The following is a 22,208-nucleotide window of genomic DNA, read 5'->3' on the forward strand; positions in this document are numbered from 1 at the left end:
CCGCAGGGAGGCTTCGTATCGGGGTGCAGGGCGGGGGCTGGGTGCCTCGATGGGTGGGTGCGGCGGTGCGGTTCGCGGGTGGGTGGGGTGGCTGGTCGTGAGGGTTGCCCTCGCGGACTCCTGCTCGCCGCGCCCGATGCGGGTTCCACTCGCCGGGACGGCGGCGTGGGCGCGTGGCGGATGATAGGAATGGCCGGTGACCCAACCGAACTTGATCGACGCCGCCGCGGACGAGGCTGTCACGCTCACCAGCGAGCTGATCCGCATCGACACCACCAATACCGGCGACCCCGAGACCCTCGTGGGCGAGCGGGTCGCGGCGGAGTACGTCGCGGAGAAGCTGACCGACGCCGGGTACGAGATCACCTACGTCGAGTCCGGCGGCAAGGACCGGCACAACGTCGTCGTGCGGCTGCCGGGGGCCGACCCCAGTCGCGGGGCGTTGCTGATCCACGGGCACCTCGACGTGGTTCCCGCGGACCCGGCCGAATGGTCGGTGCACCCGTTCTCCGGCGCGGTCCAGGACGGGTATGTCTGGGGGCGCGGCGCGGTCGACATGAAGGACATGGTCGGCATGACGCTGGCCCTCGCCCGGCACTACAAGATCAACAATATCGTCCCCCCGCGCGACCTGGTGTTCTTGTTCGTCGCCGACGAAGAGGCGGGCGGCAAGTACGGGGCGCAGTGGCTGGTGGAGCACCGGCCGGAGCTGTTCGAGGGCGTCACGGAGGCGATCAGCGAGGTCGGCGGCTTCTCGATCACGTTGAAGGACAACGTCCGCGCGTACGTGATCGAGACGGCCGAGAAGGGCATCCGCTGGATGAAGCTGCGCGTGCGCGGCACAGCCGGCCACGGGTCGATGATCCACCGCGACAACGCGGTCACCAAGCTGTCCGAGGCGGTGGCGAAGCTGGGGCAGCACCAGTTCCCGCTGGTGCTGACCGATTCCGTGCGCGAGTTCCTCGCCGGCGTCACCGAGATCACCGGCTGGGACTTTCCCGAGGACGACCTCGAGGGCGCGGTCGCCAAGCTGGGCAACATCTCCCGGATGATCGGCGCGACCCTGCGCGACACCGCGAACCCGACGATGCTCACCGCGGGCTACAAGTCGAACGTGATCCCCTCGGTCGCCGAGGCGGCGGTCGACTGCCGCATCCTCCCGGGGCGGATCGAGGCGTTCGACCGCGAGCTGGACGAGCTGCTCGGCCCGGACATCGAGAAGGAATGGATGGAGCTGCCGCCGGTCGAGACGACGTTCGACGGCGCGCTCGTCGACGCCATGACCGCCGCGGTGCTCGCCGAGGACCCGGGCGCGCGCACCCTGCCCTACATGCTGTCCGGCGGCACCGACGCGAAATCCTTCCAGCAGCTCGGCATCCGCAATTTCGGCTTCGCGCCGCTGAAACTGCCCGCCGACCTCGACTTCTCCGGGCTGTTCCACGGCGTCGACGAGCGCGTCCCGGTCGACGCGCTGAAGTTCGGCGTCCGGGTGCTGGACCGGTTCCTCCGCTCGTCCTGATGTCCGCCTTCCGGCTCGCCGACGGCACGCCCCTGCACCTCGTGCGCAGGGGCGACCCGGCGGCGGCCGTGACCGTCGTGCTGCTGCACGGCTACGCGCTCGACCAGCGGAGCTGGGGCCGGATCGCGCCGCTGCTGCCGGACGCGGTCGAGCATCCGCTCGCGGTGGTCAGCTACGACCACCGCGGGCACGGCGAATCCGGCCGGGCCGCGCGCGGCACCGCGACCATGGGCCAGCTCGCCGACGACCTCGCCGAGGTGCTCGAGCGGGAGGTCCCGGACGGCCGGGCGGTGCTCGTCGGCCACGACATGGGCGGGCTCGCGGTCATGTCGCTGACCCAGCGGCATCCGGAGCTGTTCGCCGCGCGCGTCGGCGGGCTGGTGCTGCTGTCGACCTCGTCCGGGCGGCTGGCCACCGAGGCGTCTGCGGCCTGGCCCAACGCGCTCGGCAAGGTCGCCCAAGACCTGGAAATGGTGCTGGGCGCGAAGCTGTACGGCGTGTTCCGCGAACACACCAGCCGCGCGGTGAGCGCCGGGCTGCGCTGGTGGCTGTTCGGCGACGATCCCGATCCCGAGCTGGTCGAGCTGACCGTCAAGATGATCCGCGGCAACTGGCCGCACACCGTCGCGCAGTTCCGGCCGGCGCTCGACGCCTACGCGCGCGAGGCCGCGTTGTCGCTGGCCGGCGACCTGCCGGTGACAGCGATCGTGGGAGAGCGGGACCGGATCGTCGCGCCCGCGGACGTCGAGCAGTTCGTCGGCGGGCTCGCCCAGGGCTACGCCGTGGTGCTGCCCGGCGTCGGGCACGTGGTGCCGCTGGAGGCCGCCGCGCAGGTCGTTCCGCGGATCGCCTCGGTGGTGCACGAGGTCTACCGACAAGAAAACCTGTCTTGACAAGCTAAGTGTTCAGGCGCGACGATGGGACGCATGTTTCCCGTTGCGGTGATCGAGGACGCGGCCGCGGCCGAGGTGTCGCTGGATCCGGTCCGGGCCCGGCTGCTGGCCGAACTGGCCCAGCCGGCCTCGGCGACGATGCTGGCCGCCCGCGTCGACCTGCCGAGGCAGAAGGTCAATTACCACCTGCGCGCGCTGGAGAAGCACGGCCTCGTGGAGCTGGTCGAGGAGCGGCGCAAGGGCAACGTCACCGAGCGGATGATGCAGGCGACCGCGGCGTCCTACGTGATTTCGCCGTCCGCGCTCGCCGCCGTGCAGCCCGATCCGGCGCAGTCGCCGGACCGGCTCTCCGCGCGCTGGCTGCTGGCGGTCGCCGGACGGCTGGTGCGCGACGTCGGAATCCTGATCACCGGGGCGGCGAAAGCGAAGAAGCGCGTAGCCACCTTCGCGCTCGACGGCGAAGTCCGGTTCGCTTCGGCCGCCGACCGGGCGGCGTTCGCGGAGGAACTGGCGACGGCGGTGACGACGCTGGTGGCGAAGTACCACGACGAGAAAGCCGAGAACGGCCGCGCGCACCGGGTGGTGCTGGCGGTGCACCCGAGCGTGCCGACGGGGGAGGAAAACGGGCATGGGTAAGGAATTCCGCGAGGTCGACGTCGCCGAGGTCCCGGTCGAACCGGAAGAGGTCTGGGCGGCGATCGCGACCGGGCCGGGCATCGACTCGTGGTTCATGGGCCGCAACGAGGTCGAGGGCGGGGTCGGCGGCGCGGTGCGCGGAGCGTTCGCCGCGTACGAGCCGACGCACGCGATCACCGCGTGGGACCCGCCGCACCGGCTGGCCTACGGCGGCGAACCGGAGCCGGACGGACGACGGATCGCGTACGAATTCCTCGTCGAGGGACGAGACGGCGGCAGTTCGGTGATCCGCTGCGTCACGAGCGGCTTCCTGCCCGGCGACGACTGGGCGGACGAATTCGAGGCGATGCAGGCGGGCGGCGCGTTGTTCTTCCGCAACCTGGTGGAGTTCGTGCGGCATTTCCCGGGCCGGACGGCGACACCGGTCACCGCGTTCGGATCGGCGGCCGTCACGGACTGGCCGGCGTTGTGGGCTGCGTTGGCGAAGGAGCTGGGCGTCGAACAGCTGACCGTGGGCGCGGAAGTCCGGCTCGACGGGGCGGACGGCGTGGTGTACGCGGTGAACAGCCAGACCGTCGGGATCCGTACCGAACAGGGACTTTTCTGCTTCCTGCAAGGCTTCCGCGGCCCGCTGGTGGCGACGCACCACATCGTCGGACCGGACGTCGACGCGGCGGCCGAGGAAGCCAAGTGGGCGGAGTGGATCACCGCGCTCGGCTGACGAGCCAGACCACCTTCCGCGCAACGGACAGCAGGCAGGTCAGGTCGGGAGGCCCGTCGAGTGGTCCGCCGCCGTGCGTTTCCGCCGCAGCCAGATTCGTCGCGTCCCGTCGGCGTACAGCCGGACTGTGCGCAGTTCCCAGCCCGCGAACTCCGCGTGGATGGAGAGCTGGATCATCGCCGCGCGCCGGGACACCGCCGGGGGGAGGCGCAGGCGGCGATACTCCCAATCCCCTTCGACCACCGCCTCGTCGACTGTCGTCATGGCTGGATCACCTGGGTCCCTTCTCCGGCGGCCGAGCCGACGAACACGCGGCCGCTCTGGTCGTCGACGCCCACCGTGTCCGGCTGGCGCACGGTCGGGAATCGGTACTTCTCGACGGGCTCTCCGCCGCGGACGTCGTAGCCGACGACCTCGTTGCGGGCGGTCAGGGTGATCCACGCCAGGCTGCGCTTCGCGTCGTAGGCGAGGCCGTACGGGCTGCCCGGCACCGGGTAGCGTTGGCGGAGGATCAGGGGGTTGGTCGAGAACGCGAGCAGCGCGCCCGCGCGCGTGTCGGTGACCAGGACGCGGCCGTAGGAGTCGGCGACCGCGTTGGCGGCGCCGTCGCCCGCGCGCAGGCCTTCGTCCATGGTCCCGCCTTGCACGTCCACACTGAACACGGCGGTGCGCAGCCGGTCGAGGACCACGACGCCGTTGCCGGTGTTGACCACGTCGTCGGCGCTGTAGAGCTGGCCGGTGATCGTCTTCGCCACCGAGCCGTTCGCCAGCACCTCGACGGCCTTGCGGTCGCGGACCGCGACGAGCGTGTCCGGTCCGTCGGCGACCCCGGCGGCCGGCTGCCCGGCGACCTTCTCGGCGGTCAGCTGCCCGCCCGGCAGCGCGACGCGGGCGAGCACGCCTTTGCCCGGGATCCCGGCGAGCGCCTGGCCCGCGGACACGCTGAGCGATTCCGCCGGACCGGGCAGCGGGACGGTCTTCTTCGGCGCGCCGAGCGAGCCGAGGTCGTAAAGTCGCAGCTCAGCGGGTTGCTTGAGGGCGACGACGAGGGTGCGGCTCTGCTGGTCGGCGGCGATCGCGGAGACCACCGGCATCGGCAGCACCTGCCCGGCCGGCGGCGTCGCGCGGGCGGGGGAGACCGCCGGTTTCGCGGCGGTCGGATTGGCCACGACCTGCAGGTCGTCCTTCGGCTGCGCCGACGACGAACAGGCGGACAGCGCGAGCGCACCGGCCAGCGGGATCGCGATCCGCGAGGCGGCGGTGAGCCGACGCACCTTGAAACCTCCAGCAAAGCTCCGGCGAGCAGATCCTTCCAGCATCCTCCACGATCGCCGAACCGTCACGCCCGTGTCACCGACCCGACACCTGCGGCTCACCGGGTGCCCCGTTCCGGATAGCCGAACTCGATGCCGCTGACGTCGTCCAGCGCGCTGCGGATGGCGGGCGGGAGCGTCAGGTCCTCAGCGGCGAGCGAGCCGGTGAGCTGGCCGGTGTCGCGCGCGCCGACGACCGGCGCGGCGACCCCGGGCCGGTCGCGGACCCAGGCGAGCGCCACCGCGAGCGGCGAGGTGCCGAGGCCCTCGGCAGCGGTCGTGACCGCCTGCACGATCCGCGCCGCCCGCTCGGTGCGGTGGTGTTCGACGTACCCGGCGTACTCGGCGGAGGCGCCGCGCGAGTCGGCGGGCGTTCCGGTGCGGTACTTGCCGGTGAGCACGCCGCGGCCGAGCGGGGCCCACGGCAGGAGGCCGATCCCGTGGTGCGCCGCGGCCGGGACGACTTCGCGTTCGATGCCGCGTTCCAGCAGCGAGTACTCGAACTGCCCGGACACGAACGGCACCGTGGCGTGCGAGGCGGCGGTGGCGAGCTGCCAGCCCGCGTAGTTGGACACGCCCACGTAGCGGACCTTGCCGCTCGTCACCGCGTAGTCGAGCGCGGACAGCGTTTCCTCGATCGGCACGCCGGAATCCCACGCGTGCAGCTGCCACAGGTCGATGTGGTCGGTGCGCAGCCGCTGCAGCGACCCCTCGAGCGCGGACAGCAGCGCGCCGCGCGAGGCACCGCCGCCGAACGGGCCGTCGCTGCGGCGGGCGACAGTCTTGGTGGCCAGCACCACGTCCTCGCGCGGCACCAGGTCCGACAGCAGTTCGCCCAGCATCCGCTCGGCCTCGCCGCCGGCGTAGAGGTCGGCGGTGTCCACGAGCGTGCCGCCCGCGTCGACGAACGCGACCAGCTGGCTGGCCGCCTCGTCCGGATCGGTGTCGCCGCCCCACGTCATGGTGCCGAGGGCCATCCGCGATATCCGCAGTCCCGACCGGCCGAGCTGTCGCTTTTCCACGACCGCCGAGCGTAGCCGTCGGACCCGCCCCGGCCCGATCAAGGTGGCCCCGTGTCGGACCGGGGCCCTCGCGGCGGTCCTGCCGAACCACCCGATAGGTTCGCGACCGTGCGAATCGGACTGCGCCCCGTGCGGGCGGGCGAACCGGCGGGAGCGGCCTGATGGGATGGTTCGAGGCCCTGGTCCTGGGGCTGGTGCAGGGGCTCACGGAGTTCCTGCCGATCTCCTCGAGCGCGCACGTGCGGATCGTCGCGGCCCTGGCGGGCTGGGGCGACCCGGGCGCGGCGTTCACCGCGGTCACCCAGATCGGCACCGAGCTGGCGGTGATCCTCTACTTCGGGCCGAAGATCGGCCGGATCCTGCGCGCCTGGTTCTTCTCGCTGTACCGCCCCGGCTGGCGGCGCGACCCGGACGCGCGGCTGGGCTGGCTGATCATCGTCGGCTCGCTGCCGATCGTGGTGCTCGGCCTGCTGCTGCAGGACGAGATCGACCGGGCGTTCCGCGACCTGCGGATCACCGCGACGACGCTGATCGTGTTCGGCCTGATCCTGCTGTTCGCCGACCGGACCGCGAAGCAGCAGCGGACGCTGGACCACCTGAACGTGCCGCACGGCCTGGCGTACGGCTTCGCGCAGGCGCTCGCGCTGATCCCGGGCGTCTCGCGCTCGGGCGGCACGACGAGCGCCGGCCTGCTGATGGGCTACACCCGGTCGGAAGCCGCGGAGTACTCCTTCCTGCTCGCGGTGCCCGCGGTGTTCGGCTCGGGGCTGTACAAGCTGACCGACATCGGCAAGAACGGCGAGGACGCGCAGTGGGGGCCGACGATCCTGGCCACGCTGGTCGCCTTCGGCGTCGGCTACCTGGTGATCGCGTGGCTGATGGCCTACATCAAGAAGCGCAGCTTCGTGCCCTTCGTGGTCTACCGGGTGGTGCTCGGCGCGGTGCTGTTCGGCCTGGTCTTCGGCGGCGTGCTCGACCCGAACGCGGGACCCGCCGGGGGCTGACCCCGCCGATCACCGGTTAGGGTGGCGTCGTGAGTACGGTCATCTTGCTCCGGCACGGGAAGTCCACGGCCAACGGCTCGGGCGTCCTCGCCGGGCGCACCCCGAAGGTCGGGCTGGACGACACCGGCCGCGCGCAGGCCGCCGCCCTCGTCGAGCGCTTCGCCGGGGTGCCGGTCGCCGAGCTGGTGGTGTCGCCGATGCTGCGCTGCAAGCAGACCGTCGCGCCGCTGGCCGCCGCGCAGGGCCTGACGAAGGTCGTCGAGCCTCGGCTGTCCGAAGTGGACTACGGCGAGTGGACCGGCCGGGAACTCAAGAACCTCGTCAAGGAACCGCTGTGGCGCGTGGTGCAGGCGCACCCGTCGGCGGCGGTCTTCCCGGGCGGGGAGGGGCTCGCCGAGATGCAGGCGCGCGCCGTCGCCGCGATCCGCGCGCACGACGCCCGGATCACCGCCGAGCACGGCGAGCACGCGGTGTGGGTGGTGTGCAGCCACGGCGACGTGATCAAGTCGATCCTGGCCGACGCGCTGGGCCAGCACCTCGACGCCTTCCAGCGGATCGTGGTGGACCCGGCCGCGGTGTCGGTCGTGCGCTACACCGAAACGCGGCCGTTCGTGCTCCGGGTGAACGAGCACGGCGGCGACCTGGCCGGGATCGTGCCGCCCCCGCCGAAGAAACGCGGCCGCGGCAAGAAGGCTTCGAGCGACGCGGTCGTCGGCGGAAGCACGGGGCGCTGACGGCCGACAGTCCTTCCGTCGGGTGCCGGACCCCGTAGGGTGGGCGGAACCACGTGGAAAACCCTGTGGAGAACCAGGAGCGCAAACCCGAATGATTTCCCCGGACAACCCGTTCGCCGTCCCCAGCGACCTGCCGTACGAGCTGCCGCCGTTCGACCGCATCTCCGACGAGCACTACCGGCCCGCCTTCGAGGCCGGGCTCGCCGAGCACGCCGCCGACGTGGAGCGGATCGCCGACGACCCGGCCGAGCCGACCTTCGAGAACACGATCGCGGCGCTCGAGCGGGCCGGCGCGTTGCTGACCCGGGTGTCCGGAACCTTCTTCAACATCTCGAGCTCGAACGCGACGGACGAGATCCAGGAGATCCAGGCCGAGCTGGCCCCGAAGCTGGCCGCGCACGCGGACGCGATCCACCTCAACCCGCGGCTGTTCGCCCGCATCGACGCGCTGTACCGCAATCGCGCGGAGCTGGGCTTGAACCCGGAGGAGCTGCGGTTGCTGGAGCGCCGGTACACCGACTTCAGCCGCGCGGGCGCCGGGCTGCCCGAGGAGGACCAGGCGAAGCTGCGCGCGCTCAACGAGCAGCTTTCGACGCTGCAGACCCGTTTCTCCCAGAACTTGCTGCGGGACACCAACGATCTCGCGGTCGTGCTCGACGACGCCTCGGAGCTGGCCGGGCTCGGCGAAAGCGCGATCGCGGCGGCGGCGCAGACGGCGGCCGAACGCGGTCTCGAAGGCAAGTACGTGCTGACCCTGACGCTGCCCACCGCGCAGGCGGCCGTGGCGTCGCTGGAAAACCGCGCGGTGCGCGAGCGCGTCTTCACCGCTTCGGTGTCGCGTGGCAACCGCGGCAACGAATACGACAACAACGCGATCGTCGAGGAGATCACGCGGCTGCGCGCGGAACGGGCCGCGCTGCTGGGCTACCCGAACCACGCGGCGTACGTGATCGCGGACGAGACGGCCAAGACCGTCGAGGCCGCCGGCGGACTGCTGGAGCGGCTCGCGCCGGTGGCGGTGGCGAACGCGCGCACCGAGGCGGCGGAACTGCAGCAGCTGCTGGAAGCGGACGTGCCGGGAGCGACGCTGCAGCCGTGGGACTGGGCGTACTACGCCTCGAAGGTGGAGCGCGAGCGGTTCCAGCTGGACACCGCGGCGCTGCGGCCGTACTTCGAACTGGACCGAGTACTGCACGACGGCGTGTTCACGGCCGCGAACCGGTTGTACGGCTTGACTTTCACCGAACGGCACGACCTGCCGAAGTACCACCCGCAGGTGCGGATCTTCGAGGTCTTCGACGCCGACGGCAGCGGGCTCGGCCTGTTCCTGATGGACTACTACACCCGCGATTCCAAGCGCGGCGGCGCGTGGATGAACAACTTCGTGGACCAGTCGCGGCTGCTGGGGCGGCGCACGGTGGTGGTCAACGTGCTGAACGTGACCAAACCGCGCGAGGGAGAGCCGACGCTGCTCTCGCTCGACGAGGTGCGCACCGCGTTCCACGAATTCGGGCACGCGCTGCACTCGCTGCTGTCCAGCGTCGAGTTCCCGACCTTCACCGGCACCAACGTGCCGCGCGACTTCGTCGAGTACCCGTCGCAGGTCAACGAGATGTGGATGCTGTGGCCGGAAATCCTGGCCAACTACGCCAAGCACCACGAGACGGGGGAGCCGTTGCCGGCCGGCCAGGTCGAGCTGCTGGAGGCCGCGCAGCAGTACGGCGAAGGCTTCCGCACCACCGAGTACCTCGCCGCGGCGCTGCTCGACCTCGCGTGGCACCGGCTCGGCCCGGACGACCGGGTGGAGGACGTGCAGCGGTTCGAGGCCGAGGCGCTGGAAAAGGCGGGCGTGGCACTGGAAAGCGTCCCGCCGCGCTACCGGACGACATACTTCAACCACGTTTTCGCGGGCGGCTACAGCGCCGGGTACTACTCCTACATCTGGAGCGAGGTGCTCGACGCGGACACCGTCGAGTGGTTCACCGAGAACGGCGGCCTGAAGCGGGAGAACGGCGACCACTTCCGCGCGACCCTGCTCGGCCGCGGCGGCAGCGTCGACCCGATGGAGGCCTTCGCGACCTTCCGCGGCCGCGCGCCGGAAATCGAGCCGCTGCTGAAGCGGCGGGGGCTGTCGGGCGCGTAAGCCGAGTGTATAACGACCTATACGGCGGGGCTGGATTGACCGGCCCCGCCGTGTGGCGTCCGGCCGGAGAACCTCGCTGACGCGCGCCGCTGACCTGCGCGAACCTGCTTCTTCGTCGAATCCGCTGACGTGCGGGCCCGGGATTCGGTGGATCCGACGAAGCCGCGGAGGGGGTGCCTGACCGCACAATGCGGCGTCGCCGAATCAAGGAGGATCCGACGGTGAGCATGGGCAGTTCCGCGGCGGGCGTGCGGCGGACCGAACGGACCACGTTGGCGCTGCTGGTCGGCGTCTTCATCATCGACTACATCGACCGCGTGATGATCGCGGTCGCGCTGCCGTTGATCGGCGCGGAATTCGGGCTGTCCAAGACCACGCAGGGGCTGGTCGTTTCCGCGTTCGCGATCGCCTACCTGGTCGGGCAGATGCCCGGCGGACTGCTCGCCGACCGCGTGGGCGCGCGGCCGTTGCTGGTGATTTCCCTGGCGGCCTGGTCGGTGTTCACCGCGGCCACCGGGTTCGCGCCCGGGCTGGTCGTGCTGCTGGTGCTGCGGGCGGCGTTCGGGTTCGCGCAGGCGCTGTTTCCCGGCGCGGCGTTCAAGGCGCTGGCCGAGCGCACGACGCAGGAGGGCCGCAGCCGCGGCGCGGGACTGCTGCTGGCGTCCAACTCGGTCGGGGCCGGGCTCGGCCCGCTGCTGGTCGCGCCGCTCGTGGTGGCCGTGGGCTGGCGGCACACGTTCTGGATCGTCGCGGTGGCCGGGCTGCTCGTCGGGCTGGCGTTGTGGCGGCTGCTGCCGGCGCCGCTGCCGCGCGAGCTGACCGAACCCGAAGCGCGCGTCGCCCCGGTGAAGGTGCCCGTGTCGCGGGTGCTGCGGAACCGGCTGGTGATCCGCTGTGCGGTGATGTTCGCCTGCTTCAACATGCTGGCTTACGGGATGATCACCTGGGTCCCGTCGTACCTGGTCGAGACCAAGGGCCTGTCGCTGGTCGCGGCGGGGGTCTCGGCGGCGATCCCGCAGCTGGTCAGCGCGGCGGCGGTGCTGATCGGCGGCTGGCTGATGAGCCGGTACTTCGACCACCGCCCGCGCTGGCTCGTGGTGCCCGCGCTCGTCGCCGCGGCCGGGGTGCTCGTCGCGATGCTGCTGTCGGATTCGGCGACCGGGTTCACCGTGCTGCAGACGGTCGCGATGTTCATCAGCGGCCTCGCCTCGATCGGCATCGTCGGACTCCCGCTGCGGGTGCTGCCGCGCGACCTCGTCGGCGCGGGGATGGGCCTGGTCAACACCGGCGGCCAGCTCGCCGGCGTGCTCGCGCCGCTGGTGATGGGCTGGCTGGCGGACCGGTTCGGGTTCGCCGCGGCGTTCGGCTTCCTGGCGGTGTCGACGCTGGCCGCCGCGGCGATCTCGCTGACCACCCGGTCGACGAAGCTTTCGCTCGGCGCGCCGGCTCCGGCGAAGGAGCAGGTGGGCTGATCCGCTGGGGGCTGGTGGTCCGCCAGCCCCCAGCGGCGCCCGACGATCCGACCCGGCCGTTCGGCCGCATTAGTGGTCTAGACCTTGACAGGTGACTGGTCCAGTCCAATTCTGGGAAGGTTCCGGCCGTGCGCCGCCGCGCCGCACGGCCCCCTTTTCCCGGCACTGGAGCCCGCATGCGACGAAGAAGCCGCTTGTCCCGATTGTCCGCTGTCCTGGCCGCCGCGGCGGCTCCGCTCGGGGTGCTGGTCGTCACTGCGGCGCCCGCGCACGCCGCGACCCCGCTGCCGAACCACGTGTTCGCGCCCTACTTCGAGTCCTGGAACGGGCAGAGCCCGGCGGCGATGGCCCAGGAGGCCGGCGTCAAGCATCTGACGATGGCGTTCCTGCAGACCGCGTCGTCGGGTTCGTGCACCGTGCTCTGGAACGGCGACGCCGGCATGCCGGTGGCGGATTCGACGTTCGGCGCGGACTTCCGCACCATCCGCTCGCGCGGCGGGGACGTGATCCCGTCGTTCGGCGGCTACACCGCGGACCACGACGGCACCGAGATCGCCGACAGCTGCGCGAACGTCGACCAGATCGCGGCCGCGTACGAATCGCTGATCACCACCTACGACGTGCCGCGCCTGGACATGGACATCGAGGACAACTCGCTGACCAACTCGGCCGGCATCGACCGCCGCAACAAGGCGATCAAGAAGGTCCAGGACTGGGCCGCGGCCAACGGGCGCCAGCTGCAGATCTCCTACACCCTGCCGACCACCACGACCGGCCTGGCCAGCGCGCTGGACGTGCTGCGGAACGCGGTTTCCAACGGGGCCAAGGTCGACGTGGTCAATCTGATGACCTTCGACTACTACGACAACGCCAGCCACGAGATGGCGCAGGACACCCAGACGGCCGCGGCCGGACTGGTGTCGCAGCTGGCGTCGCTGTATCCGGACAAGACGCAGCAACAGCTGTGGGGGATGGTCGGCATCACCGAGATGCCGGGCATCGACGACTTCGGCGCGGCCGAAACGTTCACCACGGCGGACGCGGTGGCGGTCTACAACTGGGCCGTGTCCAAGGGCATCAACCTGCTGTCGTTCTGGGCGCTCCAACGAGACAACGGCAGCTGCCCGGGCACCGGAGCGCAGGACACCTGTTCCGGCATTCCGCAGGACACCTGGTACTTCAGCCACACCTTCGCCCCGTTCACCGGCGGAACCCCGCAGCCGGGCAACGACTTCTCGGTGTCGGCGAGCCCGGCCTCGGCTTCGGTCGACCCGGGCGGTTCGGCGACCGGCAAGGTGACCACCGCGGTGACTTCCGGTGCCGCGCAACAGATTTCGCTCTCGGTGAGCGGCGCGCCGGGTGGCGTGACCGCGTCGGTCAGCCCGGCGACGGTCAAGGCAGGGGAGAGCGCGAACCTGTCGATCACGACGACCGCCGCGACGCAGCCCGGCGTGTACCCGCTGACCATCACCGGCTCGGTCGCGGGAGGCGGGAGTCACTCGGCGACGTATACGTTGACTGTCAACGGAACCAGCCCGACCGGCAGCGTCGTCAACGGCAACTTCGAGACCGGGGCACTGAGCCCGTGGACCGGCGGGACGATCGTGTCCTCGCCAGTGCACTCGGGCAACCACGCGCTGCAGGTGTCGCCGACGGCGTCGACCACTGGGGAAGCGGCGCAGAACCTGACGCTCGCGCCGAACCACGCGTACACGCTGACGGCGTGGGTCCAGGGCGGATACGCCTACGCGGGCGTCCGCGGGGGAGCGACAGCCAGTTCGTGGACCTCCAACTCCAGCTGGACCAAACTGACCATCCCGTTCACGACCGGCTCGTCCGGCGCGGTGACGGTGTACGTCCACGGCTGGTACGGCCAAAGCCCGATCTATGCGGACGACATTTCGGTCAGCTGATTAGTGTATAACGACGTATACAGTTGGGCTCGAGGCGATTTGCTCGCCTCGAGCCCAACTTTCGGTCCCAGGCAAAGAGCTCAGGAGGTGCCGAGGGCAGGCTCGTCGCCGGTCCGTGCACTCGGTGCCTCCGCCGCCGCGTGGCGGGCAACGACGTCCGCGACCTTCGCGCACGTTTCGTCCGGGTCGAGGTGTTCGGTGTCGAGCACCGTGCACTGTGGACGGAGCGGCAGGTACTCCGCGACGTGGTCGTGAATCCGGTCGAGCAGGACCGGACCGCCCAGTTCGGCCATCGCGTCGGACGCCGCGTGTTCGCCGCGCGCGGCGAACACGCGCCTTCGCCTGCGGCCGGGGTGCGGCGAGCATGATCTCGACATACTCGCCACCGGCCGCGCGGGCCGCCTCCTCGAACCGCTCGGCCTGCTCGACGCGGGTCACCAGCTGCGGCAGGACGACGTCGTGCCCGGCCAGGTGTGTTTCCGCCATGGCGAGGGCGAGCCGTCGCCATGGCGGGCAGCGTGTCCCAGAACGCGGTCCGCCAGCCGCCGATCATCGTCACCACCTGGTCGGCGTCGAGATCGAGTACTCCCGGGTGAAGATCGGCGTACCGCCGAGCGACGGTGGATTTCCCGATGCCGCTGGGGCCGTTGAGGTGGATCAGCCGGGCCATGCGCCGACCCTAGCGGTGCAGCGGATGCCAGCGCCCGTCGCGGACGTGCCCGAAGACCACGTCGGCGAAGTGATTTCCGAAGCCGATCGTGCCGGGTTCGGCCAGTTCGGCGACGAGCTTCCGGCGATGGCTGGCCGCCTCGACCGGATCGTGGTTGTACCCGCAGGACCAGCCGGGGTTTTCGATCTGCACCGGCGAATGCACGGCGTCGCCGAACGTGATCAGCCGTTGGCCGCCGTCGGTGATGACGTACTCGGCGTGCCCTGGGGTGTGCCCGGCGGCGAAGCGCACCCGGACGCCGGGGGAACACCTCCTGGCCGTCCTCGATCATGCGGACCCGCGGTGCCATCGCCTCGGTTTCGCCGGACAGCGCGCGTTGTTCCCACTCGGGCACCGGAATCAGGTATTCGGCCTGAGTGAATGCCGCCTGCGCTGCCCAGTCGATGTGGTCGGAGTGCAGGTGCGTGAACGCCACCGCCTGAAGGTCTTCCGGTTTGCGCCCGAGCGCGGCCAGGTTGTCGAGCAACGCGCCGCCGTACAGCACGCCGTTCGGTGCGTCGGGCTCGGCGGGTACCGACTGCGGTCCGAATCCGGCGTCGATCAGCAACGCCCGGCTGTCCCGTTCCACCAGGAGCCCGCCGATGCTCGCGACGAGGAACTCGTCGTCGTCCAAGTACTCGGGGTGCGTAGCCCACGTCTCGGCTGTGCTGTCGGGTAGCCAGCGGTGCGGATTCCCTTGCACCGCCCCGTCCGGCACGTAGGTCACCGTTGTCGCTCCCAGGTGGACGGAGCGCAGAGTCGCGGGTCGGCGCAGTCGGTCGTCGAGCACGATCTCGTTTCCTTCCCTCGGTCCGCCTCGACGATAAAGCATCAAGCTAGAAACATTCAATCTATAACTATTCTGGCTTGATGGAGTTGCTAGGATGGGAGCGTGACGAACCTCAGGCGATCGCTGCGCGAGCGGTTGCTCGAACTGCTGGCCCGGGAATCGCCGCTGGCCGGGCTCAGTCCGAAGGAGCAGCGGGTTCTGCAGGGGTTGCTGGAGCGGGCGATCGTGCCGGGCGCAGGCCGTCGAGGATGATTCGGAGGTTCCGGTGCCACTGGTCGTCGTCCGGGACGAGGCCGATCGTGTGGTCCGTTGGGATCGCCGTGGCGAGCGCGAACGGGACATCCCGCCAGTCGAGGTCGGTACGCAGCACGCCGGCTTTCTGTGCGCGCTGGACCAGCTGACGCACCGCTTTCTGCAGGCGGTTGATGTGTCCGTCGAGGTCAAGCCGTTCGCCGCGGCCGGACAAGGCGTCGTGCAGACCGCAGCTCGACGCGCGAAGCTGGACGTAGGCCTCGGCGAACTCGGCGAATCCCTGCCAAGGGTCGGGGGAGTCGAGGGCGTGCGCGGCGCGGCCGGTCATCTCGTCGATGGTGTCGACGAGGATGGCGGCGAGGAGTGCGTCCAGCGACGGGACCCGCCGGTATAGCGTCCCGAGTCCGACGCCCGCCCGCTGCGCGATGTCGCGGGTCGTGACCGCGAGCCCCAGCTCGTCGAGTGCTTCCCGGGCCGCTGCGACCAGTCGTTCGACGTTGCGTTGGGCGTCGGCACGCGGGCGGCCTTGGGCGAGCAATGCGGCGACGGCGGAGTCCGGCATTCCCGCAGTCTAACGAAGCGGGTCAGCTTGTTCCGGTTCTGGTAGCTTGGGCACAAGCGGAACAAGGTGACCCGTTTACTGGAGGTGGGGCTTGACCAAGCCGATCGGCGTCGGAATCGTCGGCGCGAACCCGGGCCGGGGCTGGGCGGTGCGGGCGCACCTTCCCGCCATCGCCGCGTCGCCCGAGTTCTCGCTCGCCGCCGTCGCGACCACGCGCAGCAGCAGCTCCGAAGCGGCACGCGCCCGCTTTGGAGCACAACACGCCTTCACGGACGTCCGGAGTCTCGCCGAGCATCCGGACGTGGACCTGGTGGTCGTCACGGTGAAGGTGCCCGCGCATGCCGAGCTGGTGACCGCGGCGCTGGAGGCGGGCAAGCACGTCTACTGCGAGTGGCCATTGGCGACGACCGCGGAGGAAGCCGCCGCGCTGGCGGACGCGGGGGAGCGGGCCGGGATGCACACGGCGGTGGGTCTGCAGGCGCGGTTCTCGCCGACCGTCCGCCGGGCCCGCTCGATGATCGCCGCCGGGGAGATCGGAACCGTGCAGTCCGCGACCGTCTACAGCTCGCGCAGCAAGGGAAACACCCGCGACGTCCCTGGCTGGACGGCCTACACCTACGACCGCGGCACCGGGGTCGGGCTGGTCGAGGTCCTCGGCGGGCACGCGCTCGATCTGGTGCAGCACCTGCTCGGTCCGGTCCGGGAATTGACCGCGCGGACCTCGATCCGGTACGGCTCTCATCAGGTCGCTGAAACAGGGGAGCGGATCGACGTCACCGCGCCGGATCACTTCCTGGCGCACGCCGAACTCGACGGTGGGGCAGTGGTGTCGGTCCATCTGCACGACGGGGAAGCGGTGCTGCCCCGGACTCGGATCGAGATCGCGGGCACGGAAGGAAGTCTCACGCTGACTTCCGCGCCGGAGACCGATCCCTGGGCGGCGCAACTGCAGATCGGCCGGCTGGACCTTCGCCGGTCGCGGCCCGGAAGTCCGGAGTGGACGGTGGTTCCAGTGAGCGATCCGAGTGCCCTGCCGGTTCAGGCGGCGAATGTGGGCCGGCTTTACGAGCAGCTGGCCGCGGACCTTCGCGACGGGGCCCACACGGTGCCCGACTTCGCCGTCGCCAGCCGGCTGCATGAGCTGCTTTCAACTGTATAACGACCTATACGGCAGCCGGTTTGACAGATGCAAGCCACGTTCGGCTCCTAGCTGACCGCTAACCAACCCCAAAACAAGGCTAAAGACCCGAACAGCAGCGATGGCCGCCCCGAAACCGGGGCGGCCATCGCGGACAACGAACCTCAGATCAGGCCCAGCTTGCGGACCGCGTCGCGCTCCTCGACCAGTTCGGCCACGGAGGCGTCGATGCGCGGGCGGGAGAAGTCGTCGATCTCCAGGCCCTGCACGATCTCGTACTTGCCGTTCTTCGCGGTGACCGGGAAGGAGGAGATGAGGCCCTCCGGGACGCCGTAGGAGCCGTCGGAGACGACGCCGGCCGAGGTCCAGTCGCCCTCCGGCGTGCCGTTGACCCACGTGTAGACGTGGTCGATCGCGGCGGAGGCGGCGGACGCGGCCGAGGACAGGCCGCGGGCCTCGATGATCGCGGCGCCGCGCTTGGCAACGGTCGGGATGAAGGTGTCGGCGAGCCACGCCTGGTCGTTGATGGCCTCGGCGACGCTCTTGCCGTTGACCTCGGCGTGCTGGACCGACGGGTACTGGGTGGCGGAGTGGTTGCCCCAGATCGCGACCTTCTTGAGGTCGGTCACCGCGACGCCGAGCTTCTTGGCCAGCTGGGCCAGCGCGCGGTTGTGGTCGAGGCGGGTCATCGCGGTGAAGCGCTCGGCGGGCACGTCGGGGGCGTGCGACTGGGCGATCAGGGCGTTGGTGTTGGCCGGGTTGCCGACCACCAGCACCTTGATGTCGTCGGCCGCACCGGCGTTGATGGCCTCGCCCTGGGGCTTGAAGATGCCGCCGTTGGCCTCGAGCAGGTCGCCGCGCTCCATGCCCTTGCTGCGCGGGCGGGCGCCGACCAGGAGGCCGATGTTCGCGCCGGAGAAGGCCTGCTTCGGGTCGTCGAAGATGTCGATGCCGGCCAGCAGCGGGAACGCGCCGTCGTCCAGCTCCATCGCGGTGCCCTCAGCCGCCTTGACCGCCTGGGGGATCTCCAGGAGCCGCAGCTTCACCGGGGTGTCGGCGCCGAGCAGCTGACCGGACGCGATGCGGAACAGCAGCGCGTAGCCGATCTGGCCGGCCGCACCGGTGACGGTGACGTTGACAGGGGCTTGGGTCATTGCGCTTCTCCAGCTTGAGACGACTTTGGCTAGTACCGAGGATGCTAGCCCTACCGGCGGGCGTCGTCCGGGTGCGTCCAGTCACGGTAGCCAGGATCACGTTCGGGCCGCCTGCGATGCGTGGGCGAAGCCGCCGGGCCGGTGGTTTTGCCTGGTTGATTTTTGTGCATCATTTGTGTTGATTCGTCAATTGTCCATAACAGCTTTTGTCAACGATTTGTGAACACGTTGCTCCATTCATTGGGGGGGGCTCGGACGCGATTGTCTACGAACCGTGCGGCCAGGACGAGCTTCCTGGCGATGGACTCGACCGACGGCAGCGTCCAGACGGTTTACCGCTTCGCTCGGAAGACCTGCCCGCCGACCCGGTAGCCGCACGGCTCGGACCCGTTTCCTCGGACGCTCACGGGTCCGTTCGCGTCACATTGTCTGCGAGCCGGGTGAGCAATGCCGCCAGGGTCGCTATTTCGTCGTCGGTGAACCCGCGCCGCATCCGCTTGTCGTGGGCGATCGCGGCGTCGGCGAGGCGGTGGAAGGTCTGCTCGCCGTAGTCGGTGAGTTCGACCTGGTGCACGCGCCGGTTTTCCGGGTCGCGGGTGCGGGTGAGCAGGCCCGCGGTCTCCATGCCGTTGAGGTGGTGGGTGAGTGTCGCGCCCTGGATGCCGACGGCGTCGGCGAGTTCGCGCTGGCTGGCGTGCCGGCGCGTTTTGAGCGCGATGAGGATCTGCCAGACCGGCTGCGATCCGCCGACCTCGGCGAGAGCGCGGTCGAATGCCTGGCCCGCGGTCTTGGCGGTGCGGGCGAGGAGGACGCCGAGCGGCGGGGTGGCGGGTCGGGGCACGGGGAGGACGGTACCGCAGGATCGTCGAACTCTAATCATTTGACGTCGAACGGTTTGGTCTCTAACGTTTGTGGTGTCGCATGGACTGGCACTGGAGGGAATCATGAGTTCCACGGAGATCGCTGACTTGGGGAAACGCTGGGCTGCCGCGGAGGTCGCGGGCGACCTGGACACGCTGGGCGGCCTGGTCGCCGACGAGTTCCGGCTCGTCGGGCCGCTCGGTTTCGTGCTCGACCGGGAGCAGTGGTTGGACCGCTATCGGTCCGGCGCGCTCGTGACGGAGCGGCTCGACTGGCGCGACGTCGACGTGCGGGTGCGGGGCGACACGGCGATCGCGATCGGCGTGCACGAGCAGGAAGCGACGCATCAGGGCAAGCGCGTGGACGGCACGTTCCGGGCGACGCACGTCCTCGTCCGCGGCGACGACGGCTGGCAGATCGCGGGGATGCACCTCAGCCCGATGGGTGCGCCGCCTGCGTTCGCCCGCTGAACCGGCGGCCCGCGACGCGGGTCAGGGTTTGCGCCACAGGTGGATGGTGGTTTCCGCAGACGAGGCGGAGGCGGTGGCGACGGTCCCGCGGTCCGGGCTGACGGCGAGCGAGGCGATTCCGGGCAGGCCCGCGCCCTGCTGTTTCCCGTCGAGGCCGACGACCGCGAGCCTGCCCGCCGAGAGCGCGAGAAGGTGCTGGTCGTCCAGCCCGGCAATGGCCATCGTGTACAGGGCGTCGCTGGGTTGCGCGTCGAACTGCGCTGGCGGCAGGAAAAAGCGCGGCCGGAGTTCCTTCCGGGTAGCGGCATCCCACTGTTGCACCTTGACTGGTTTGCGGGCGTCGCCGCCGGAGGTGGTGATCAGCGTCCGGCTGTCCGGGGTGAAAGAGAAGGAGCTGATCTGCTCGTCGTCGCCCCAGACGACGGGGCCGCCCATCGGCTTGAGCGAAGCCGCGTCCCACAGGGCGACCTGGCTGGTGTGGGCGGAGTGGCCGTCCCATTGGTAGACGGCGAGCGTGTGTCCGTCCGGGCTGAACTGCGAACCCCGGAAGGCGGCCGGCGTTTCGATGCTGCCGACGCGGGTACGGTCGGCGACCCGCCACAGTTCCAGTCTGCGCGGGGAGGCCATCGGTACCACCGCGATGGTTCCGTCGGGGCTGAGCGTGGCCCAGGTGCTGTCGAAGTCGATGTCGTCGAGCACGAGGGGTGCGCCGATTTCCTGGCCGGTTCGCGGGTCCCAGGTTTGGGCCGTGAACTGCTTGGAGTCGATCCATGCGACCACCAAGGCGCTGCCGTCGGGGCGGAACGTCAGGCCGGCTGGGCGGGCCCGGGGGAAGGGGCCGAGGCGCGGGCCGGCCGGTTTGCGCGTGCCGACGTCGAGGACGTCGATGGTGAAGTCGGCGTTCAGGGTGGCGAGCAGGCGGCCGTCGTGGCTGAATTGAAGACCCTCCGGGTGCCCGTGGGCGACGAGGAATCCGGATTCGACGAGCGGCGGCTGCGGTGCGGGCGGCAGGGCGTCCGGCGCGGGAGAGTTCGGCCAGGCGAGCCAGGCGGCGAGTCCGGCGATCACGAGGGCGAGCGCGCCGATCAGGACCCGCCGACGCGAGATCGGGCTGCGTGGCGAGGCGGTTGGTGCGTCGGAGACCTGGTAGATCACCGGATCGGTCTGGTCCGGCGTTACCGGCTGGTTGTCGAGGAACTGGGCGGTTTCGGCGGTGTGTTCCGCGATGAGCTTGTCGACAGAGGGCGGCCACGGTGCCGCGGCTGGGCCGAGTGCTTCGACGAGTTCCGCGGCGGTGGGCCGGTCTGCCGGGTTTTCCGCGAGGCATCGGCGGAGTGCCTCGGGCAGCGAGGTCTCCCCGGCGAGAAGCGTGCCGAGCGCGAGCAGGTCGTCGGCCGGGGCAGTGCCGGTCGCGCGGGCGACGAGCCTTGCTCGACTGCTGGTGAGCCGGACGTGGGAGGCGTCCAGGTTGCCGTGAGCCACGCCGGCGCTGTGGAGCTGGGTCAAGTCGGCCGAGATTCCGGCGGCCAGTCGAAGCCTCGCCGGTTCGGGGAGCGGGGCGGACACCTCGTGCAGTGTGGGCCCGGGCTGGAATTCCGAAGCACGCCACGGTGTGGACGCGTCCGGGTCGGCTTCGAGCACCGCGCTCAAGGCGGCGGTCTCGGCGCGGAATCCGGCGTTCTCGGCCGAGAGCGGGAGCGTGAGCGCGACCAGGCGGTCGCCGGGTCCGCTGCCGAGCAGCACCCGGGTCGTCTCGCCCCGGCTCAGTTCCGCGAGCACCCGGTACTGCCCGATCCACAGCGGGTCGCCGACCGCGGGTCTTCTCATCAGCTGCCTCCCCAGTAGCTGTCCGAGAAGGAAGATCCTGCCAGGGGTGCGGCCGGAAAAGGTACGAGCGGGCAGAATCTCTCGTCGGCGCGGGCATCGCGGCGCCGGGCAGTGCTTGAATGCGATCATGGTCGCACTTCGCCTGCTGGGCTCTTCCGAACTGTCCGTCTCCCCGTTGTGCCTCGGCGGGAACGTGTTCGGCTGGACGGCCGACGAACCGGCGTTGTTCGCGGTGCTGGACGCCTATGCCGAGGCGGGCGGCAACTTCCTCGACACGTCGGATTCGTACATGTACCACTTCCCGGGCAACGAAGCCGGGCAGTCCGAGCGCATCATCGGCAAGTGGCTCGCCGCGCGCGGGAACCGGGACGAGGTGGTCGTGGCCACGAAGGTCGGCGACCACCCGCGGTTCAAGGGGCTCGCGCCGGCGAACTTCAAGGCCGCGGCCGAGGAATCGTTGCGACGGCTGGGGATCGAGCGGATCGATCTGTGCTACACGCATTTCGACGACGAGTCGGTCCCGGTCGAGGACATCGTCGCCGCGCTGGACGAGCTGGTGCGGGAAGGCAAGGTGCGGGCGATCGGGGCGTCGAACATCAGCCCGCAGCGGCTGGCCGCGTCGCTGGAGTTCTCCGATCGAGAGGGGCTGGCTAAATACGTCGCGCTGCAGCCGAAGTACAACCTGGTCGAGCGGGAGTACGAGAGCGAGCGGCGGGGGATCGTGCAGCGGCACGGGCTGGCGTGCGTGCCGTATTTCGGTCTCGCCTCCGGGTTCCTGACCGGCAAGTACCGTCCTGGCCAGCAGGTGGACAGCATCCGCAACCTGCCCGGGCTCGCGGGCGGGTACGCGGACACCGAGCGCGGCGTGAAGGTGCTCGCGGCGCTGGAGGAGGTCGCGAAGGCGCGCGGTGCGGAGATGGCGACTGTCGCGCTGGCCTGGCTCGCGCAGCAGCCGACGGTGACCGCGCCGATCGCGTCCGCGCGCACCGTCGAGCAGGTGCCTGCGCTGGTCGCGCTGCACGACGTGGAGCTGAGCGACGACGAGCTGCGCGTACTCGACGCCGCGTCCGCGTAG

The 22,208-nt window shown here is 70.5% G+C and carries 21 protein-coding genes and 1 pseudogene; 12 read left to right on the forward strand and 10 right to left on the reverse strand.

Translation table 11 applies throughout. The annotated features are described in order from the left end of the window. Window positions 1-196 precede the first annotated feature (196 nt). The 4 genes from L942_RS12780 to L942_RS12795 are packed head-to-tail and all read left to right on the forward strand — an operon-like array spanning window position 197 to window position 3,769. Window positions 197-1,519, forward strand: coding sequence for a M20/M25/M40 family metallo-hydrolase (locus L942_RS12780; protein ID WP_037359413.1), 1,323 nt, complete (start codon window positions 197-199; stop codon window positions 1,517-1,519). Further along, window positions 1,519-2,412: an alpha/beta fold hydrolase gene (locus L942_RS12785; RefSeq protein ID WP_037359416.1), complete on the forward strand. Its 894-nt coding sequence runs from the start codon at window positions 1,519-1,521 to the stop codon at window positions 2,410-2,412. Before L942_RS12780 ends, L942_RS12785 begins: the two co-directional genes overlap by 1 nt. Window positions 2,413-2,445: 33 nt before the next feature. Then, a complete protein-coding gene (locus L942_RS12790; RefSeq protein WP_037359418.1) occupies window positions 2,446-3,048 on the forward strand; it encodes an ArsR/SmtB family transcription factor in 603 nt (200 codons plus the stop codon). Continuing rightward, window positions 3,041-3,769 carry an SRPBCC family protein gene (locus L942_RS12795; RefSeq protein ID WP_037359421.1) on the forward strand — a complete coding sequence of 243 codons (729 nt, stop codon included), beginning with the start codon at window positions 3,041-3,043 and terminating at the stop codon, window positions 3,767-3,769. Before L942_RS12790 ends, L942_RS12795 begins: the two co-directional genes overlap by 8 nt. Before the next feature lie 39 nt (window positions 3,770-3,808). Here the strand turns inward: L942_RS12795 and L942_RS12800 are convergent, their stop codons facing one another. The 3 genes from L942_RS12800 to L942_RS12810 all read right to left on the reverse strand — a co-directional run bounded on the left by L942_RS12800 (window position 3,809) and on the right by L942_RS12810 (window position 6,104). Further along, a complete protein-coding gene (locus L942_RS12800; protein ID WP_037359424.1) occupies window positions 3,809-4,033 on the reverse strand; it encodes a DUF5703 family protein in 225 nt (74 codons plus the stop codon). Further along, window positions 4,030-5,043, reverse strand: coding sequence for a YncE family protein (locus tag L942_RS12805; RefSeq protein WP_037359427.1), 1,014 nt, complete (start codon window positions 5,041-5,043; stop codon window positions 4,030-4,032). Before L942_RS12805 ends, L942_RS12800 begins: the two co-directional genes overlap by 4 nt. Before the next feature lie 98 nt (window positions 5,044-5,141). Continuing rightward, the gene (locus tag L942_RS12810) at window positions 5,142-6,104 is read right to left on the reverse strand and encodes an aldo/keto reductase (RefSeq protein ID WP_037359430.1); all 963 of its coding nucleotides are present in this window, start codon (window positions 6,102-6,104) and stop codon (window positions 5,142-5,144) included. Between the two features lie 161 nt (window positions 6,105-6,265). Here L942_RS12810 and L942_RS12815 point away from each other — a divergent pair, with 161 nt between their 5' ends. The 5 genes from L942_RS12815 to L942_RS12835 all read left to right on the forward strand — a co-directional run bounded on the left by L942_RS12815 (window position 6,266) and on the right by L942_RS12835 (window position 13,370). Further along, complete coding sequence (locus L942_RS12815) at window positions 6,266-7,108, forward strand: undecaprenyl-diphosphate phosphatase (protein WP_037359433.1); 843 nt, start codon at window positions 6,266-6,268, stop codon at window positions 7,106-7,108. Between the two features lie 29 nt (window positions 7,109-7,137). Next, a complete protein-coding gene (locus L942_RS12820; RefSeq protein ID WP_037359436.1) occupies window positions 7,138-7,842 on the forward strand; it encodes a histidine phosphatase family protein in 705 nt (234 codons plus the stop codon). A gap of 91 nt (window positions 7,843-7,933) precedes the next feature. Next, window positions 7,934-9,985: a M3 family metallopeptidase gene (locus L942_RS12825; RefSeq protein ID WP_037359438.1), complete on the forward strand. Its 2,052-nt coding sequence runs from the start codon at window positions 7,934-7,936 to the stop codon at window positions 9,983-9,985. Window positions 9,986-10,212: 227 nt separating this feature from the next. After that, window positions 10,213-11,457 (forward strand): MFS transporter, encoded by a 1,245-nt coding sequence (locus L942_RS12830; RefSeq protein WP_235079072.1) that lies wholly within the window; start codon window positions 10,213-10,215, stop codon window positions 11,455-11,457. A gap of 176 nt (window positions 11,458-11,633) precedes the next feature. After that, window positions 11,634-13,370: a glycosyl hydrolase family 18 protein gene (locus L942_RS12835; protein WP_051165910.1), complete on the forward strand. Its 1,737-nt coding sequence runs from the start codon at window positions 11,634-11,636 to the stop codon at window positions 13,368-13,370. Window positions 13,371-13,450: 80 nt separating this feature from the next. On the opposite strand, the gene L942_RS12840 is transcribed toward L942_RS12835, so the two are convergent. The 4 genes and pseudogenes from L942_RS12840 to L942_RS12850 form a co-directional block, all read right to left on the reverse strand. Next, the gene (locus L942_RS12840; protein WP_037359447.1) at window positions 13,451-13,702 is read right to left on the reverse strand and encodes a hypothetical protein; all 252 of its coding nucleotides are present in this window, start codon (window positions 13,700-13,702) and stop codon (window positions 13,451-13,453) included. A gap of 347 nt (window positions 13,703-14,049) precedes the next feature. Then, window positions 14,050-14,331, reverse strand: a complete 282-nt coding sequence (locus L942_RS45335) for a hypothetical protein (RefSeq protein WP_235079080.1) — start codon at window positions 14,329-14,331, stop codon at window positions 14,050-14,052. A gap of 190 nt (window positions 14,332-14,521) precedes the next feature. Then, window positions 14,522-14,911, reverse strand: a pseudogene (locus L942_RS45340) (hypothetical protein); the annotation flags it as partial. A gap of 133 nt (window positions 14,912-15,044) precedes the next feature. After that, window positions 15,045-15,683: a TetR/AcrR family transcriptional regulator gene (locus L942_RS12850; RefSeq protein ID WP_037359449.1), complete on the reverse strand. Its 639-nt coding sequence runs from the start codon at window positions 15,681-15,683 to the stop codon at window positions 15,045-15,047. Between the two features lie 91 nt (window positions 15,684-15,774). Here L942_RS12850 and L942_RS12855 point away from each other — a divergent pair, with 91 nt between their 5' ends. After that, window positions 15,775-16,842 carry a Gfo/Idh/MocA family protein gene (locus tag L942_RS12855; RefSeq protein WP_037359452.1) on the forward strand — a complete coding sequence of 356 codons (1,068 nt, stop codon included), beginning with the start codon at window positions 15,775-15,777 and terminating at the stop codon, window positions 16,840-16,842. A gap of 143 nt (window positions 16,843-16,985) precedes the next feature. On the opposite strand, the gene L942_RS12860 is transcribed toward L942_RS12855, so the two are convergent. After that, window positions 16,986-17,975, reverse strand: a complete 990-nt coding sequence (locus L942_RS12860) for a malate dehydrogenase (protein ID WP_037359456.1) — start codon at window positions 17,973-17,975, stop codon at window positions 16,986-16,988. A 403-nt stretch (window positions 17,976-18,378) separates the two neighbouring features. After that, complete coding sequence (locus L942_RS12865) at window positions 18,379-18,855, reverse strand: MarR family winged helix-turn-helix transcriptional regulator (RefSeq protein ID WP_440201313.1); 477 nt, start codon at window positions 18,853-18,855, stop codon at window positions 18,379-18,381. Between the two features lie 64 nt (window positions 18,856-18,919). On the opposite strand from L942_RS12865, the gene L942_RS12870 reads away from it, so the two are divergent. After that, the gene (locus L942_RS12870; RefSeq protein WP_051165911.1) at window positions 18,920-19,306 is read left to right on the forward strand and encodes a nuclear transport factor 2 family protein; all 387 of its coding nucleotides are present in this window, start codon (window positions 18,920-18,922) and stop codon (window positions 19,304-19,306) included. Between the two features lie 21 nt (window positions 19,307-19,327). On the opposite strand, the gene L942_RS12875 is transcribed toward L942_RS12870, so the two are convergent. After that, window positions 19,328-21,133 carry a protein kinase family protein gene (locus tag L942_RS12875; protein ID WP_037359462.1) on the reverse strand — a complete coding sequence of 602 codons (1,806 nt, stop codon included), beginning with the start codon at window positions 21,131-21,133 and terminating at the stop codon, window positions 19,328-19,330. A 127-nt stretch (window positions 21,134-21,260) separates the two neighbouring features. Here L942_RS12875 and L942_RS12880 point away from each other — a divergent pair, with 127 nt between their 5' ends. Further along, entirely contained in the window at window positions 21,261-22,208 is a 948-nt protein-coding gene (locus L942_RS12880) for an aldo/keto reductase (protein WP_037359465.1), read from the forward strand.

This window comes from Amycolatopsis orientalis DSM 43388 (assembly GCF_000411975.1).
Classification (GTDB): domain Bacteria; phylum Actinomycetota; class Actinomycetes; order Mycobacteriales; family Pseudonocardiaceae; genus Amycolatopsis; species Amycolatopsis orientalis_D.

What these genes read in the sequence shown, in the direction of transcription:
- L942_RS12785 (WP_037359416.1), top strand. Translation starts at nt 1,519, where the DNA reads ATGTCCGCCTTCCGGCTCGCCGACGGCACGCCCCTGCACCTCGTGCGC.
- L942_RS12790 (WP_037359418.1), top strand. Translation starts at nt 2,446, where the DNA reads ATGTTTCCCGTTGCGGTGATCGAGGACGCGGCCGCGGCCGAGGTGTCG.
- L942_RS12795 (WP_037359421.1), top strand. Translation starts at nt 3,041, where the DNA reads ATGGGTAAGGAATTCCGCGAGGTCGACGTCGCCGAGGTCCCGGTCGAA.
- L942_RS12800 (WP_037359424.1), bottom strand. Translation starts at nt 4,033, where the DNA reads ATGACGACAGTCGACGAGGCGGTGGTCGAAGGGGATTGGGAGTATCGC.
- L942_RS12815 (WP_037359433.1), top strand. Translation starts at nt 6,266, where the DNA reads ATGGGATGGTTCGAGGCCCTGGTCCTGGGGCTGGTGCAGGGGCTCACG.
- L942_RS12825 (WP_037359438.1), top strand. Translation starts at nt 7,934, where the DNA reads ATGATTTCCCCGGACAACCCGTTCGCCGTCCCCAGCGACCTGCCGTAC.
- L942_RS12830 (WP_235079072.1), top strand. Translation starts at nt 10,213, where the DNA reads ATGGGCAGTTCCGCGGCGGGCGTGCGGCGGACCGAACGGACCACGTTG.
- L942_RS12835 (WP_051165910.1), top strand. Translation starts at nt 11,634, where the DNA reads ATGCGACGAAGAAGCCGCTTGTCCCGATTGTCCGCTGTCCTGGCCGCC.
- L942_RS12850 (WP_037359449.1), bottom strand. Translation starts at nt 15,683, where the DNA reads ATGCCGGACTCCGCCGTCGCCGCATTGCTCGCCCAAGGCCGCCCGCGT.
- L942_RS12860 (WP_037359456.1), bottom strand. Translation starts at nt 17,975, where the DNA reads ATGACCCAAGCCCCTGTCAACGTCACCGTCACCGGTGCGGCCGGCCAG.
- L942_RS12865 (WP_440201313.1), bottom strand. Translation starts at nt 18,855, where the DNA reads ATGATTAGAGTTCGACGATCCTGCGGTACCGTCCTCCCCGTGCCCCGA.
- L942_RS12870 (WP_051165911.1), top strand. Translation starts at nt 18,920, where the DNA reads ATGAGTTCCACGGAGATCGCTGACTTGGGGAAACGCTGGGCTGCCGCG.
- L942_RS12875 (WP_037359462.1), bottom strand. Translation starts at nt 21,133, where the DNA reads ATGAGAAGACCCGCGGTCGGCGACCCGCTGTGGATCGGGCAGTACCGG.
- L942_RS12880 (WP_037359465.1), top strand. Translation starts at nt 21,261, where the DNA reads ATGGTCGCACTTCGCCTGCTGGGCTCTTCCGAACTGTCCGTCTCCCCG.